This is a genomic window from Tenacibaculum sp. E3R01 (genome assembly GCF_003318185.1).
In the GTDB taxonomy this organism is placed as follows: Bacteria; Bacteroidota; Bacteroidia; order Flavobacteriales; family Flavobacteriaceae; genus Polaribacter; species Polaribacter halocynthiae.
Genome location: NZ_QOCC01000020.1, coordinates 138,605 through 153,857 on the forward strand (window position 1 = coordinate 138,605; position 15,253 = coordinate 153,857).

The 15,253-nt window shown below is 27.2% G+C and carries 17 protein-coding genes; 5 read left to right on the forward strand and 12 right to left on the reverse strand.

Going from position 1 to position 15,253, the window contains the following annotated elements; genetic code table 11:
- Position 1: 1 nt before the first annotated feature.
- The 3 genes from DS884_RS09670 to DS884_RS09680 all read right to left on the reverse strand — a co-directional run bounded on the left by DS884_RS09670 (position 2) and on the right by DS884_RS09680 (position 2,874).
- Entirely contained in the window at positions 2–1,669 is a 1,668-nt protein-coding gene (locus DS884_RS09670; protein ID WP_093868941.1) for a peptidase domain-containing ABC transporter, read from the reverse strand.
- Positions 1,662–2,339, reverse strand: a complete 678-nt coding sequence (locus DS884_RS09675; RefSeq protein WP_113786617.1) for a TetR/AcrR family transcriptional regulator — start codon at positions 2,337–2,339, stop codon at positions 1,662–1,664. Before DS884_RS09675 ends, DS884_RS09670 begins: the two co-directional genes overlap by 8 nt.
- Before the next feature lie 109 nt (positions 2,340–2,448).
- Positions 2,449–2,874: a DUF6265 family protein gene (locus tag DS884_RS09680; RefSeq protein ID WP_113786618.1), complete on the reverse strand. Its 426-nt coding sequence runs from the start codon at positions 2,872–2,874 to the stop codon at positions 2,449–2,451.
- Between the two features lie 79 nt (positions 2,875–2,953).
- Here DS884_RS09680 and prfA point away from each other — a divergent pair, with 79 nt between their 5' ends.
- Both prfA and rpsU read left to right on the forward strand, forming a co-directional pair.
- On the forward strand, positions 2,954–4,030 hold the full coding sequence (gene prfA, locus DS884_RS09685) for a peptide chain release factor 1 (protein ID WP_093868938.1): 1,077 nt from the start codon (positions 2,954–2,956) through the stop codon (positions 4,028–4,030).
- A gap of 334 nt (positions 4,031–4,364) precedes the next feature.
- Complete coding sequence (rpsU, locus tag DS884_RS09690) at positions 4,365–4,553, forward strand: 30S ribosomal protein S21 (protein ID WP_093868937.1); 189 nt, start codon at positions 4,365–4,367, stop codon at positions 4,551–4,553.
- Between the two features lie 72 nt (positions 4,554–4,625).
- On the opposite strand, the gene DS884_RS09695 is transcribed toward rpsU, so the two are convergent.
- Both DS884_RS09695 and DS884_RS09700 read right to left on the reverse strand, forming a co-directional pair.
- Positions 4,626–5,396, reverse strand: coding sequence for a zinc ribbon domain-containing protein (locus DS884_RS09695; RefSeq protein WP_093868936.1), 771 nt, complete (start codon positions 5,394–5,396; stop codon positions 4,626–4,628).
- A 2-nt stretch (positions 5,397–5,398) separates the two neighbouring features.
- The gene (locus DS884_RS09700) at positions 5,399–6,493 is read right to left on the reverse strand and encodes a Nif3-like dinuclear metal center hexameric protein (protein ID WP_113786619.1); all 1,095 of its coding nucleotides are present in this window, start codon (positions 6,491–6,493) and stop codon (positions 5,399–5,401) included.
- Between the two features lie 62 nt (positions 6,494–6,555).
- Between DS884_RS09700 and lpxK the strand changes: the two genes are divergently transcribed.
- Entirely contained in the window at positions 6,556–7,590 is a 1,035-nt protein-coding gene (gene lpxK, locus DS884_RS09705; RefSeq protein ID WP_113786620.1) for a tetraacyldisaccharide 4'-kinase, read from the forward strand.
- A 46-nt stretch (positions 7,591–7,636) separates the two neighbouring features.
- The gene (locus DS884_RS09710; protein WP_093868933.1) at positions 7,637–8,128 is read left to right on the forward strand and encodes a thioredoxin family protein; all 492 of its coding nucleotides are present in this window, start codon (positions 7,637–7,639) and stop codon (positions 8,126–8,128) included.
- A gap of 24 nt (positions 8,129–8,152) precedes the next feature.
- Here the strand turns inward: DS884_RS09710 and DS884_RS09715 are convergent, their stop codons facing one another.
- Genes DS884_RS09715 through DS884_RS09735 form a run of 5 tightly spaced genes read right to left on the reverse strand, consistent with a single transcriptional unit; the run spans position 8,153 to position 12,660 of the window.
- Entirely contained in the window at positions 8,153–9,220 is a 1,068-nt protein-coding gene (locus DS884_RS09715) for a mannose-1-phosphate guanylyltransferase (RefSeq protein WP_113786621.1), read from the reverse strand.
- Positions 9,221–9,237: 17 nt separating this feature from the next.
- The gene (locus DS884_RS09720) at positions 9,238–9,828 is read right to left on the reverse strand and encodes a SprT-like domain-containing protein (RefSeq protein ID WP_093868931.1); all 591 of its coding nucleotides are present in this window, start codon (positions 9,826–9,828) and stop codon (positions 9,238–9,240) included.
- Between the two features lie 47 nt (positions 9,829–9,875).
- The gene (locus DS884_RS09725) at positions 9,876–10,559 is read right to left on the reverse strand and encodes an SDR family NAD(P)-dependent oxidoreductase (protein WP_113786622.1); all 684 of its coding nucleotides are present in this window, start codon (positions 10,557–10,559) and stop codon (positions 9,876–9,878) included.
- Positions 10,552–11,661, reverse strand: a complete 1,110-nt coding sequence (locus DS884_RS09730; protein ID WP_113786623.1) for a M48 family metallopeptidase — start codon at positions 11,659–11,661, stop codon at positions 10,552–10,554. Before DS884_RS09730 ends, DS884_RS09725 begins: the two co-directional genes overlap by 8 nt.
- Positions 11,662–12,660 carry a YjgN family protein gene (locus DS884_RS09735; RefSeq protein WP_113786624.1) on the reverse strand — a complete coding sequence of 333 codons (999 nt, stop codon included), beginning with the start codon at positions 12,658–12,660 and terminating at the stop codon, positions 11,662–11,664.
- 109 nt (positions 12,661–12,769) lie between these two features.
- Here DS884_RS09735 and DS884_RS09740 point away from each other — a divergent pair, with 109 nt between their 5' ends.
- Positions 12,770–13,756, forward strand: coding sequence for a DUF3179 domain-containing (seleno)protein (locus DS884_RS09740; protein ID WP_113786625.1), 987 nt, complete (start codon positions 12,770–12,772; stop codon positions 13,754–13,756).
- On the opposite strand, the gene DS884_RS09745 is transcribed toward DS884_RS09740, so the two are convergent.
- Together DS884_RS09745 and DS884_RS09750 are read right to left on the reverse strand one after the other, a co-directional pair.
- Positions 13,753–14,463, reverse strand: coding sequence for a hypothetical protein (locus DS884_RS09745; protein WP_093868926.1), 711 nt, complete (start codon positions 14,461–14,463; stop codon positions 13,753–13,755). The genes DS884_RS09740 and DS884_RS09745 overlap by 4 nt on opposite strands.
- 44 nt (positions 14,464–14,507) lie before the next feature.
- Entirely contained in the window at positions 14,508–15,179 is a 672-nt protein-coding gene (locus DS884_RS09750; RefSeq protein ID WP_113786626.1) for a hypothetical protein, read from the reverse strand.
- Between the last annotated feature and the right edge of the window lie 74 nt (positions 15,180–15,253).

Consider the following 15,253-nt stretch of genomic DNA (forward strand, 5'->3'; position numbering starts at 1 on the left):
CTTAGTGTTTAAGGTTTATAATAGCGCCTTTTTCAAGCGTAATATGCTTATTACATTTTTCTTTCCATGTATAATTACTACTAACTACAATTAAACTCCAAGGCTGAGAGCTATGTGTTAAGAAATCGATTATTTTCTGTGTTTCTTCTTTTTTAAATTGATCTAATGGGTCTTCTAGAATTAAAACTTTAGGTTTTTTTATTATAGCCCTTGCTAAAATTATTTTCTTAGCTATAGTATAGGCTATTTGTTTTCCATCAGGTTTTAAAATTGTACTTAAACCATTAGGTTGTTGTTTTATAAAATCTTTTAAGCCTACTTTTTCTAAGGTTAGGTATATTTGTTCATCCAATATGTCTTTATTTCCAAAAGTAATGTTCTCTCTTATGCTTCCTTCAAATGGGGTTTCTTCTGATAATGATAAACCTAGATTAGCTCTGTACTTATTTAAGTGTAAGCTGTTAATGGACTGATTATTAATAAAAATATGACCTGATGTTGGTTCTACTAAACCTGAAATTAGTTGTAGTAAACTTGATTTACCACTTCCGCTTTCTCCTTGAATTAATATCCTATCTGTTGGTTTTACAATTAGTGAAATATCATTTAATATAGGTATGTTTAAGGTGTTTACTTTATAAACAACACTTTGGAGTTCTATAGATAATTCTTGGTCTCCATTAATTAACTCTCCTTCTTGGGCTTCAATTGGCTTGTCAATTATTTGTCCAAGTTTTTCAATGGATGTTAACACATCGTAAAATGATTCTAAACCAATAATTAGTTTTTCAACCGATGTAATTATTAAAAGAATAATGATTTCTGCAGCAACAAATTGTCCAATATTCATTTTTTGATTCAATACTAAAAAACCTCCTATTAATAATAGTCCAGCAGTAACCAGTACTTTAAAACCGATCATTTGTATGTACTGTAGTATTAAAATTTTAAAATGTTTTTCTCTTGATTGTAAATAATCATCTACTAAATTATCAGTTTTATTAAGCGCCAAATTTGTTTTACCAGATAATTTAAAACTCATAACTGTTCTTGCAATTTCTTGTAGCCAATGAGCAACTTTGTATTTGTTTTTAGATTCTTTTAAACTTGTTTCTAATCCTTTTTGTGCAGTGTATTTAAATACTATGAAAATTAATAATAGTAATAAGAATCCAAAGAATATAAAGAAAGGATGGTAAAATGATAGTAATAATAAGGCGAAAATTATTTGTAAAAAAGCTGATGGAACATCAATAAGTATTTTTGATAGCCCTTTTTGAATAGTAAGTGTATCAAAAAAACGATTAGCTAGTTCAGGCAAGTAATAGTTTCGTAATTCACTCATTTTTATTTTGGGAAATCTATAGCTTAACTCTAAAGATGCTCTCGTGAAAATTCGTTGCTGTATAGTTTCGATGATTCGCATTTGCATTAATTTTAAGATACCTGCAAAGGCAACTCCACCAGTAACTAAAATAATTAAAACGATCCAAGAAGCAGAAACTTGAGCGCCTTGTAATAAATTAATGATAGCTTGTATTCCTAGTGGAAGAGACAAGGCAACTATACCTTCAAAAATAGCATAGTATGCTATTTGAAGTATGTCTTTTTGTTCTAGCTTAACAAGCCCTAAAAAACGTTGCCATGGAGAAAGTATTTTGTTATTCATTTAATAATGTCTTTAATACTAGTTCAATAAAAAAATCAGTTGGATTATCGTTGCTTTTAAAATTTGTAATTGAAGGAAAATGTTGCTTGGTAAAGTGTTGATGAAGTGAACTTTCTGTTATAGTACTAGCTAAACTCAAAGGATATTTATATTTAGGATTGTGCCCAGAAATCATTTCAGATAATCTTTTTACAACTCTTTTATAGGTCATAAAATATCCTTCTTTATTTTCAGCATCAACATCTATAGTTAAATAAGATTTAGAATTTTCGTTTATTACAATCTTATTTAATAAAATCTCATTAATATGCCCATAATTACTGTCTTGAACAGTGGTTCTCGTAACAACTTTTAGAGCGGTAATTAATTTATCTTTAGAATTATTAATACTATATGTTTCAATAACTAATTGATATTCTATCCATCCCCAATACCAAGAGGTTAAATAAATTAACAAGTTGTGTTTGCTTTCAAAATATCTATATATAGAACTTTCGTTTGATCCAATTTCTTTTCCGAGTTTTTTGAAATTGAAGCTTTCGAAGCCAAATTTTTCAATTAAAATAATACTATGTTCAACTATTCTTTTACCTAAATCGGATGATTCAGGGTTTTTTATATAGATCCCTTTTGGGGTTTCTATTTTAATATTTGACAGTAAATTTTTCATAATTAAAAATATTTACCGCAAAGTTAATAGTATTACTTTCAATAATGAGTAAAAGAATGTTAAATAAATATAAATATTTACTTACAGTTAATAAATAAAAATAATGTGATTAATTTAATTTTTTAAATGTAAAATCTATTTTAAAACTATCATTTGAAACTTGAGCATGTAGATTTGAGTTGTTTTTCCAATATTTTATTTTTTTGGGGAATTCATTTAATTTATTTTCACAAATAAATGATGAATCTGTTTGTTGTATGAATTTAAATAGAGTAGGTTTATTGTTAACACCTGTAACTTTAAGATGCAGAGTGTTGTTAATAGTTTCTATAGTTAGAATTTCTTTAAAAATAGTATCTCCTTTTTTTAGTGTAAAGCCTGATCCTTTATAACTTGAGTTCCAGTTTTCATATGTAATTTGATTAGGTTTATCATTTATGCGTTGCCATTTTCCAATAAGAAAAGTAGGTTTTAATGTGTTAGATTTGCAGGAAAGTATAAGAGTAACGCATAAAAAGAGAAAAAGAAATCTCATAATAAGTTTGTTTTAAGTTAGTTGTGTGTTGCTCAAATTTAAAGAAAAATCGTAAATTCGCAATCCAAGAAAAGATATAATGCTAGACAAATTACAGATAGTTAAACAACGCTTTGATGAAGTGTCAGATTTAATCATTCAACCTGACGTGATTTCTGATCAAAAACGTTACGTACAATTAAATAAAGAATATAAAGATTTAGGAAAAGTTGTAAAAAAAGCAAACGAATACGAAGGGCTTGTAAATACAATTGAAGAGGCTAAAGAAATTATAGCTGATGGAAGTGATGCGGAAATGGTAGAAATGGCTAAAATGGAAATGGAAGAGTCTAAAGCTCGTATCCCTGTTTTAGAAGATGAAATCAAGTTCTTATTAATACCTAAAGATCCTGAAGATGGTAAAAACGCTGTAGTAGAATTACGTGCAGGTACTGGTGGTGATGAAGCAAGTATTTTTGCTGGAGATTTATTTAGAATGTATACTAAGTATTGTGAAGGAAGAGGCTGGAAAGTTTCTACTGTAGATTTTTCTGAAGGAACCAATGGAGGGTTTAAAGAAATACAATTTGAAGTTAGTGGAGATGATGTGTATGGAACGTTAAAGTTTGAAGCTGGTGTACATCGTGTACAACGTGTGCCTCAAACGGAAACTCAGGGTAGGGTTCATACTTCGGCAGCTACTTGTATGGTTTTTCCAGAAGCTGAAGAATTTGACGTAGAAATTAATCCTAAAGACGTTCGTATTGACTTTTTCTGTTCATCTGGTCCTGGAGGTCAATCTGTAAATACAACTTATTCAGCTGTTCGTTTAACGCATATTCCAACTGGTTTAGTAGCACAATGTCAAGATCAAAAATCACAACATAAAAATAAAGAGAAAGCTTTTAAAGTATTACGTTCACGTTTGTATGATATGGAGTTAGCTAAGAAACAAGAAGCTGATGCTGCAAAACGTGGGTCAATGGTTACATCTGGTGATCGTTCTGCAAAGATTAGAACATACAACTACCCACAAGGACGTGTAACTGATCATCGTATTGGATTAACATTGTATGATCTACAAAATATTGTAAACGGTGATATTCAAAAAATTATTGATGAATTAATGTTAGCTGAAAATACGTCTAAGCTAAAAGAATTAGGAGAAACAATTTAATATAATATATAGAGCTCAATCGTTTAAGATTGAGCTTTTTTATTTACTGGCATTTATTTGTTTACTCATTAAATAAGTTATAAATTTGTACCTTCATTTTTGTTCTATCCTTAAAGGGGAAATATCTGAGATTTTAAAAACACTTTTTTAAGTGTTTAATCAAAACTTCAAAGTTACTTTTTATTAAGTTTTTCTTTTTTTTAATAGAATTATTTAACCTGTAAAGGTTAGGTATTTTCATGCTAAAAGTATTCAATATAAAATAGGTTTACTTATAGTATGTAAAATGAAGTTTAAATAGAGAGTAATTTAAGAATATTAAATATAATAATATATGTTAAAAATTATAGTAAAAGAAGGTGAGAACATAGATAGAGCCTTAAAACGTTACAAGCGTAAGTATAGAGACGTTAAAATTTTACAACAATTAAGAAATAGAAAACAATACGATAAGCCATCTGTAATTAGACGTGCTGAAGTTAAGAAAGCAGCTTATAAAGAGCAACTATTCAAAGAAGATTAGTATTTGTTTTTTAGAATAATAAAAAAGCTCAATCTATAGATTGAGCTTTTTTGTGTTTATATAAGTAGCTTTTTATGAAAATAAGCTATCAATTTTTTCACGTTCTTCAGCAGCTAAAGCAGAATCAACTAAAATACGACCACTATGCTCATCTATCGTAATTTTTTTACGATTAGCAATCTCTAATTGAATTTGAGGTGGAATAGTAAAGAAAGATCCTCCAGCAGCACCACGTTCAATAGAAACAACAGCTAATCCGTTTTTTACTTTATTACGAATTCTTGAATAAGCATTTAATAAATGAGTATCTATAGATTCAGAATACTCTTTAGACTTGTCTTTTAATAATTGCTCCTCTTTTTCTGTTTCTTTTAAAATGGCATCAAGTTCATTTTTCTTGTGAGTTAAATGGTTTTCTTGCTGAGTTAATTTGTCTTTTGTACCTGCAATTACCTCATTTTTCTGAGCTATTTTAGCTTTGTACTCTTTAATTCTTTTTTCTGATAATTGAATTTCTAATTCTTGATATTCAACTTCTTTTGTTAAAGAATCAAATTCACGATTGTTACGAACATTCTTTTGTTGTTCTTCGTACTTCTTTATAAGAGCTTTAGATTCAGTAATAGCTAACTTTTTACTATTAATATCAGATTCTAAACTAGCTAAATCGCTTGATAAATTAGAAAGTCTGGTATTTAATCCGGCAACTTCATCTTCTAAATCTTCAACTTCTAAAGGTAATTCACCACGAACATTTCTGATTTCATCTATTCTAGAGTCAATTAGCTGTAAATCATATAACGCTCTTAATTTTTCTTCTACCGTTACTTCTTTTTTTGCCATCTTTATATATAGTATATTGGATTTGTACTTTCTTCGCTTAAAATAATTGCAAAAGTACTAAATTTTTTGCTAAGATAATCAACCAAAATATTTTTTGTAAACTGCTCACTTTCATAATGGCCAACATCTGCTAATAAAATCTTTTTTTCTGCCTTAAAAAACTCATGGTATTTAAAATCAGAACTTATGTATGCATCAGCTTTAGCTCTTATAGCATTATTAATAGCAAAACTTCCTGAACCTCCTAATACAGCTACTTTTTTTATCGATTTATTTAATAATTCTGAATGACGAACACAATCAGTTTTAAATGTTTTTTTAACAAATCGAAGAAATTCATTTTCATTCATTTCAGAAGAAAACTCTCCAATCATTCCCATTCCAACATGTTGATTTTTATTATTAAGTGTTATTATTTCGTAAGCCACTTCTTCATATGGATGGTTGTTAAATAAGGTGTTTAGTATTTTTCCTTCTAAATAACTATCAAAGGTTATTGAAATACATGTTTCTTCTTCAAATGCTAATTCTCCTTTTTTACCAATTTTAGGATTTGAACTTTCATTTCCTTTATAACTCCCTTTTCCATCCATATTAAAGGAACAATTATCATAATTACCAATAGTACCAGCTCCAGCTTTAAATAATTGTTCTCGAAGAGAGTTAGCATGATTAATGGGTACGTATGTAGTTAGTTTTTTAATAATTCCTTTTTTAGGAATTAATGTTTTAATGTTTTGTAATCCTAAGACTTCACACATTTTAGCAGAAACTCCATTTTGAACATTATCTAAAGCCGTATGTGTAGCGTAAATAGCAATGTTGTTTTGAATAGCTTTTAATACAACTCGTTCAACATAGTTGTTTCCATTTAATTTTTTTAGGCCACTGAATATTATAGGATGAAAACTTATGATTAGATTACATTTTTTGGCTATTGCTTCATCAATAGTTTTTTCTAGAGTGTCTAAAGTTACTAAAACACCTTTAACTTTTGTTGAGTAACTACCTATAAGAAGTCCTACATTATCAAAATCTTCTGCATAAGAAAGAGGTGCTAATTGTTCAATATAATTTGTAATATCTCTTATTTGCATAGTTAAGTTTTACAAGTTTTAATTCAATATCAAAGTTAAGATTTTTAATTACTTTCGTTGTAATGAAAGTAATCCGTTTTTTATTATTTCCAATAGCCGTTATATATGATATTGTTACGAGTATTCGTAATTTATTGTTTGATAAAAATTTTTATAAAGAAAAATCTTTTGCTTTTCCAGTAATTGCTGTAGGTAATTTAAGTGTTGGAGGAACGGGAAAATCTCCTCAAATAGAATATTTAATACGTTTATTAAGTAAAAACTATAAGCTAGCTACATTAAGTAGGGGATATAAAAGAAAAACAAAAGGGTTTCAAATTGTAACTTCAAAACATTTAGCAGAAGATGTAGGCGATGAACCATTACAATTTTATAAGAAGTTTAATGATAAGATTACTGTAGCTGTTGATGCAAATAGAGTTAATGGTATCCAGGAGTTGATAAAGCAAACAAATAAGCCAGAAGTTATATTATTAGATGATGCTTTTCAGCATAGAAAAGTTAAGGCAAGTTTATATGTGTTATTAACTAAGTATGAAGATTTATATGTAAATGATTACATTTTACCAACTGGAAATTTAAGAGAAAGTAGGAGAGGAGCTAAAAGAGCAGATATTATAATTGTAACTAAATGTCCAGATGATTTATCAGATAAAGAGCAAAAAGATATAATTAAGAAAATTAATCCAAAAAGTTATCAAGAGCTGTTTTTTACAACAATTTCATATGATACAAAGTTGTATGGGAACCAAAATATACTTATTGATAAGTTAATAGGAGAAGAAATTATCGTGGTTACTGGAATTGCAAATCCAGCCCCTTTCTTACAATTTTTAAAATCTAAAAATATAAAAGTTAGACATTTGAAATTTCCAGATCATCATCACTTTACTAAAGGTGATATTGAAAAAATAAAGTTGGAATACAATAATATAGTATCCTTAGGGAAAGTAATACTTACAACTGAAAAAGATTTTGTTAGATTAGAAAATAGGGTAGATAATCTATTCTATTTACCAATAGAAAGTTCATTTTTAACAAATAAACAAAAGTTTGATACTATAATTGAGGGGCATGTAACAACTATGCTCAATTAATAATGGTATTATTTTTGATATTTTGGAATAGGTAAAATAAATATAGATGAAAAAAATAATAACCTTTTTAGTTTTGTTATTTGCAGTTAACATTGTTTTTTCACAAAATAAAGCAATTACTGATGAGTCAAATAAACAGATTAAAGTTACTTGGGAAACATCTTATGAGGAAGCTTTAAAAAAGTCGAAAAAAGAGAAAAAACCTGTGTTAATCTATTTCACAGGATCTGATTGGTGTGGACCTTGCATAAAATTAGATAGAGAATTATTTCATACTAGTAAATTTGTAGAGTATGCTAATGAAAATATGATTTTATACATGGCTAATTTTCCAAGAAATAAGGATTTAGTTACTAAAGAAGTTGCTGTTGTAAACAAAAGACTAAGTAAAAAATATAAAAATTCTTTTCCTATGGTATTGTTAATAGATAAAAGGGAAAAGGTTTTAGGAGAAAAAAGAGGAAGCTATATGACTGAATATTATTATCCTTTTTTTGAAGCTGTTATAAAAAAACATTATAAAAAAAATCCGAAGTAGTAGCTTCGGATTTTTTATTATTTTTTAGTTGTTAAATGTCTCTTTTGCTTGTGCGGCAATTTGTTTTATTTCTTGTTCATCATCTTTTGGGCATATTAAAAGTACATCATCTTTTTCAACTACTATAAAATTTGATAATCCTTGGATAATAACTTTTTTACGATTTTGAGTTCTTACCATATTACCACTTGAATCTCTAAAAATAGTTTTAGCTCCTACAATAGCATTTTTTTGCTCATCTTTAGGTAGTTTATTGTAAAGTGAACCCCAAGTTCCAAGATCATTCCATCCAAAGTTAACGGGCAAGACATGTACGTTTTTAGCACGCTCCATTACTCCAAAATCAATAGAAATATTTTCACATGATTTATAGTTATTGTTTATAAAGTCATCTTCAAAGTCAGTATTATATACATTATTTCCATCATCTAAAGTAGCAACCATTTCAGGTAAAAATTCACTAAAGGCTTTTAAAATACTTTTTGTTGACCAAACAAATATTCCAGCATTCCATAAATAATCACCACTTGCTAAAAACTCTTTAGCTTTATCTAAGTTTGGTTTTTCAGTGAAGTTTTTTACTTTTTTTATACTAGATTCATGCTCTTCGAATTGTATATATCCATAGCCAGTATTTGGAGAGTCTGGTTGGATTCCAAGGGTCATCAAAATATCTTGTTTTTCACAAGCATTAAATGAAGTTTTAATATTGTTTAAAAATTCATTTTCATTTTCAATCCAATGATCAGAAGGTGCTACTAGCATTACTGCATTTGGATTTTGTTGATGTATTTTTAATGCAGAATATAAAATGCATGGAGCTGTATTTCGCATGGTAGGTTCTAATAGTAACTGCTTGCTTTTTACTTTAGGTAATTGATCTAAAACTAATGATTCATAGCGTTTATTTGTTGCTATTAAAATATTGTCTGAAGGGATTAGTTGATTTATTCGACTAAAAGTTTTCTGAATCAAAGATTCCCCTGTTCCTAACATATCATGAAATTGTTTAGGATATTGTTGTGTGCTTACTGGCCAAAATCTTGACCCAACACCACCTGCCATGATAACTGCGTAATAATTATTGCTCATAATTTGTATTGTATTAACTACTGAATAAGTAGAACTTCTGCATTTTGATTAAAAAGGTATACACGTTTATTGGTTAAGTTCAAACATTCATATCGTGTTCTACGCTTGTTGCCTCTTTTATATAGCCTGTTTTTAAATTGAAAAACATTTCCATTAGGAACTTCAAAGATAAAAATCTTTCCTGGTTCTGCTTTACCATTACGCAAAGCTAATGATAAATTTACATCTGTATCTGTACTAGCTTTCGGGTTTTTTAAATAATTAGCTAAATAAGGAAGTATTTGAGTAGGGTAAATCTCAGGTTCTAAGAAGGGAAGCATTAAATGTTGAAAAACAGTTTTCCATTCTTTACCATGAGGTTGTACCCTTCCAAATTTTTGGTGTGTAACATGATGGGCAATCTCATGAATTAACGTTAATAAAAACTGATAATGATTCAAGTTGTTATTTACTGTTATTAGCATTCTTCCATCAGGCATACGACGAAAGTCGCCATGCTTTGTTTGTCGTTGACTAACTATTTTTAGGTTTACTTGATGTTTGTTTATCAAATATTCAACCAAAGGGATAGCTTTTTTAGGTATGTATTTAATTAAAGTTTCTTTCAATTTATTCTATACAATTGCTTTATTATCTTCAATATATTAAAGTTTTTCTATGGAGTAGAACTAGAAACTTGTAATACTTTTCCATTGTAGTACTTATTTCCAGTTAATGAGAATTCAAAAATATAATCAGCCATTTCTTTAGCTGAAAGAGGAGCTTCATAGCCAGGGAATGCTTCTTCAAGCATTTCAGTTTGTACTGCCCCTAGAGCTAAAACATTAAAAGCTATTTGTTGGTTTTTATACTCTTCTGCTAATAATTCAGATAAAGTAATAACAGCTCCTTTTGCAGAACTGTATGCTGCAAGACCAGGAAATTTCATGCTTCCTTGTATTCCTCCCATACTACTTACGGTAATTACGTGACTCCCTTTTTTCATAAAAGGTATTGCTTTTTTTGTTAGTTCGGCAACAGCAAAAACATTTACATTGTAAACTTCCTTAAAATCTTCAGTAGATAACTCTGAAAAAGGTTTATTTATTAGTTTTCCAGCATTATTAATTAAAATATCAACTCTAGTCCAGTTGTTTTTTATAAAGGCTTCAGCTTTTATCAAATCTTCATTAGAAGATAAGTCAACAGAAATAGTTGTAATGTTTTTATGATTTAAAGAATCAAGTGATTTTGTATTTCTTGATAAAGCCAAAACATTATGACCTTGATTAGCAAATTGTTTAGCCAGTTCATAACCTATTCCTCTACTTGTTCCAGTAATAATTATGTTCTTACTCATTTATAGTATTAGTATTTGTTTTTGAAATTAGTTGTTTTAAATTATTCCATCTATCTTTTAGAATTAGATTTCTCTTAAAGGAAGATTGTTTTTCTGCTATTTTTTTTGTGTATAGTATCCTGTCTCTAAGAACGGGATGATTGTTTAAGTATTTTGGTATTTCAATCTCATTTTCTTTTTTTAGAATTTGAAATAACTCTGGCATTCCAGATAAGTTTAAATTATTTTTTCGCATAATTTCCATACTATAGAAATCAGCTTCATTTTCTAAGTTACGAGAATATGACAATTGAGAAAATAAATGCGCATTCTTTGTTAAAACAGCGGAAATACTATTAAAATCATTAAATATAATAGAGAGAAATACTTTTCCGGACAAATTTCTGCTTAAATTTTTTAGTATATGTCTGTTTTCTATATGAGATATTTCATGACCTATTAAAGCAGTTAACTGGTGTTCATTCTCTATTTTATTAAGTAGTGAAGAGTAAATCACTATTTTTCCACCAGAAAGAGCATAAGCATTCAATTCTTTATTATTTACTACATACGCCTTTATTGGAAAGGTAGTATTTATATTCATATCATTAATGAAAAGTTGTAATTTATTTGACTTTTCTTTATCAATATCTAAATCTTTCAATAGTACATTAAAAGTGTAATTACCAAATTCAATTATTTGTGTTTTATTTAATTTTGAAACAAAATTTATAGCTACAGTTGGAATAACATAAAAATATATAGTGAAGAGTATCGTAAAAACTGCTAAAAGCAGGCTTATTATAGATCTCTTTTTGTGTTTATGTAAAAAAGTATTAACTCTATTATTTAAATTTTTGTGATTACTTTTATTTAGGTACTCTATAAAATTATTGTCTGAGCTTTCTATTTTTTGAAAAGGAAAGGTATTGCCATAAGTAAAAGAAATTAATCCTTTTGTGTGAACCTCTGACTTTTTGATATTCTGAATATTCCATGAAATTTGTATAGGGTTGTTTTCTTTTTTTTTGAAAGAAATTTTCCAAGCTAAGGAGCTTGGTGAAATATAAGCTTCATGTGTTTGAGATGACTTCCCATCAAAATAGTTTACTTTAAAAGGCATTTATAGTAAATCTAAATCTAAAAAATCTAATAAGTCATCTCCAGATGCATCATCATAATCATCATAAGATGTTTGTTGTATAACATTAGTATTTAAACCTTCTTCAATTTCTAAAAAACGGAAAATAAAATTAAATGTTCTAATAGTAACCCATGGTGTTGCTATTCCTAAAGTTAACACAATCAATAAAAAATTAACTATCATTAATTCAAAAATATCACCAGGTTTAATATTTAACTTGAAATTTACTTTTTTTCCATTTTGTGTTACTTCTGTATTCTCAGCATAAAAAGTCCATAGATTTTTTAAATACCAAAAAGAATATATACCTAATGTAAGATAAAATAAAAGAATAAATTTTAAGTTAATCCAAAACAAAGTTTCTCCTTTACCTTTGAAATCAAAAGATAAGTTTCCAAATCGTAAATGACTTAGGATATATTTTCTAATTTCAATTTGAAACCAAGCTCCATAAATCCCAAAAGTTAAGATAGTTAGAATCATTCCTGTAATAAACTTCCAAAAGAGCTCCATTCTTTTACCTAAATATTTAAAATGAATACCCTTCCAAGAACTTCTAGATGAGCGATAACGTATAGCACCATGAATAGCGAATGGAATGATAAGAATGAAAAATAAATAAAATATAGCAACAGTTAAAATAGTTGTAGTTTGATTTCCAGATTGTAAACCATAAATTAAAGTTCCGTATAATAGAATAAAAATTATATATATTTTAACGAAGCCTCTAAAAACTTCATTACCAGTACCATGAAAAGTAAAACGAGACTCATCTAATTCTGTAGATTGATAATGATATTTTAAAATTTCAACTTTAGCCCATGGATAGTATAGACCTAAGGTAAAAAGTGTTAATAATATATTTTTAAAAAATATAATGGCAAATTCAACTCCACTACCAAAATATTTAAAGCTTTTTTTTTCAGTTTTTAAACTAGAAATAATCTCCATTGTAATTTTTAATTTGTTTTTAATCAAAAATGCAATTTTATTTTAGAGTGTGCAAATATTATAAAATTCACATTTTTAAATATTTTATGTAATTATTTACTATCTTTTTAGACTATACAAGAAACCTTATAAAGTTATGAAGTATATATTTTTGCTTTTTATTTTCGCCTTTATGTTTTCATGCTCAGATGGTATTGATAAGAATATAGATGATAATGTAAATGAAGAAAAATGGCTTGTAGACGAAACCTATATAAAAGAAGGAGCTCCGTTTACTTTTATAGATAACCCTAGTTTCAAGAAAGTAAATGAAATTGAAAATGTATCTGATGATGATCTTGTAATAATGTTTAATTATAAAGGGAGGGTTAAGGTTTTTCCTTATGTTTATTTAAATTATTCTGAAGTTGTAAATGATAAAATAGATGATTTAGAATACATAGCTAGTTATTGTCCACAAACAAAAAGTGGTATTTGTTTTAATAAAGTTATAGGTGGTAAAAGTTTGAACATGTTTGCCTCAGGTTTTTTATTTAAAGATAATTTGGTTTTAACATCACAAGAGGAAGATGTTTTTTGGTCGCAAATGTTACTTACTGGTATTAAAGGGAGTCAAAAATATATGGAGATAAATGATTTATTTTCAATAGAAACAACTTGGAAAACCATTAAAGACTATTTTCCTATGGCTCAAGTGTATTATCATAATTTACTTAGTAGAGGACAAGTGAATAAGTACAATAGTGTAAAGAAAGCTAAGTCAACTAAGTTTTTTGGTATTGTTAATGGTGGAATTGAAAATTCGGTTGAAGTTTTTCCTTATTCTAGCTTTAGTAAGTTAAAGTTAAATAAGTTAATAGTTAATGGAAGACAAACTATTGTAATAGGTGATGAAAGTAAAAATATTTTTACTTCATTTTATGAACCTACTGGAGAAAATTTAGAACTGGATACTAGTTTTCCTTTAGTATTGAAAGATAATAAAGGAAATAGATGGAATATATTTGGTGAAGCTATTGAAGGACCTAAAAAAGGCACAAAATTAGCTTCACCTAGTTTTTTTCATGCTGAACTATGGGCATGGAATTTTTTCTATAAAAATAATGTTACTATGCATAACTAAAATAATGAATTATAATAATTAATTATTTTAACAATATCCCCTTCTTCTTTATATGTTAATTTGTTTTTTTTGATATAAATTTTTACTTGATCTTTTTTTTCGGTAATTAATTTAGTAACATTAGATTTTTTTAATTTAATTTTTTCTAATTTTTTATTTTGAATGTAACTATAGTAATTAACTATTTTAACATATTCAGCAGGTTTTACTTGTTGATTTGTCATTTTGTTAATGATAGGTTTTTTTAATTTCCCTGAATATTTCTTTAATAAGCTAATTTTACCATCAGTTATTTTTTCATAAAATTGCTCATTAATATTTATAAAAAATCTATTTTCTACATTAATACTTTCTACATTTTGATAAATGTAAACGCTGTCTCTTGAGATTTTTGACAAAAAAGCTTTTTCATCCAAATCATAATTCATGTTATTGATTTGATATTTTTTTCCAGTCTTAGAAGTAATTGTTGAATTGTTTTTCCAAGTATTAAATAAATAAAATGACCCTTTAACACCTTTAAATTGATCATTTTTATTAAAGGCTCTAGCATCATTACGTTGAAAAGTACCTCCAAGTGTTTGAGTATTAAAGTTAACTTTCATTTTAGGAGCTTCACTTGAGTTAGTTGGCCAAAAAGTTCTCTTTCCTTGTGAATACAATTGATTTGTAATAATAATTACAAAAAATAAAATTATTTTTTTCATATCAGATTTTGTTGGTTATAGTTTTTCTTTTTGAGTTAATTTTTTTAAAAGTTGTTTAGTAGCTTGTTGTAATATTGTAATATTTTAATTACGTCATTCTCTTTTTTGTAAGACAATTTATTTGTTTTAGAGTATTTCTTTATTTCTTCTTTTTTAGAAGAAAGTAATTTAAGAATACTTGATTTCTTTAGTTTTATTTTTTTTATAGTATTGTTTTGCCTTGAATATAAAGTTTCAACTTTGATGTATTGGGGTTTCTTAACTATTTGATTTGTCATTTTATTTATAACAGCTTTTTTATACTTACCAGTATACTCTTTTAATAGTTGAAGTTTACCACTAACCAATATTTCATAAAATGTACCATCAATATTTTCAAACAAAGACAATGGAGTTTTAACGTTTTTAAGATTATTGAAAATGTATATACTATCATTGCTAATTTTTGCAACGAATTGCTTATTTTCTATATCATAATTTAAGTTATCAATTTTCAGCTTTTTGTTTGAAAAAGAAGTTAATGTAGATAGATTATTCCAAGCTTTAAACAAATATATAGAGCCTTTCATATTATCATTAAAATTATTTCCCGAATTTAAATTTAAGTTTTGAAATGTTCCTCCAATTTTTTGAGGATTAAAATTCATTCCATCAACTTGAGAGTTTACTAATAATGTTATAAAAGATAAACAAAGAAAGAATATTAACTTTTTCATAGTAAGGTGTTTGGGTTTAGGTAAATATAAAAAAAAACTACCTTTAAATTAATAAAGGTAGTCTTAAAAATTAT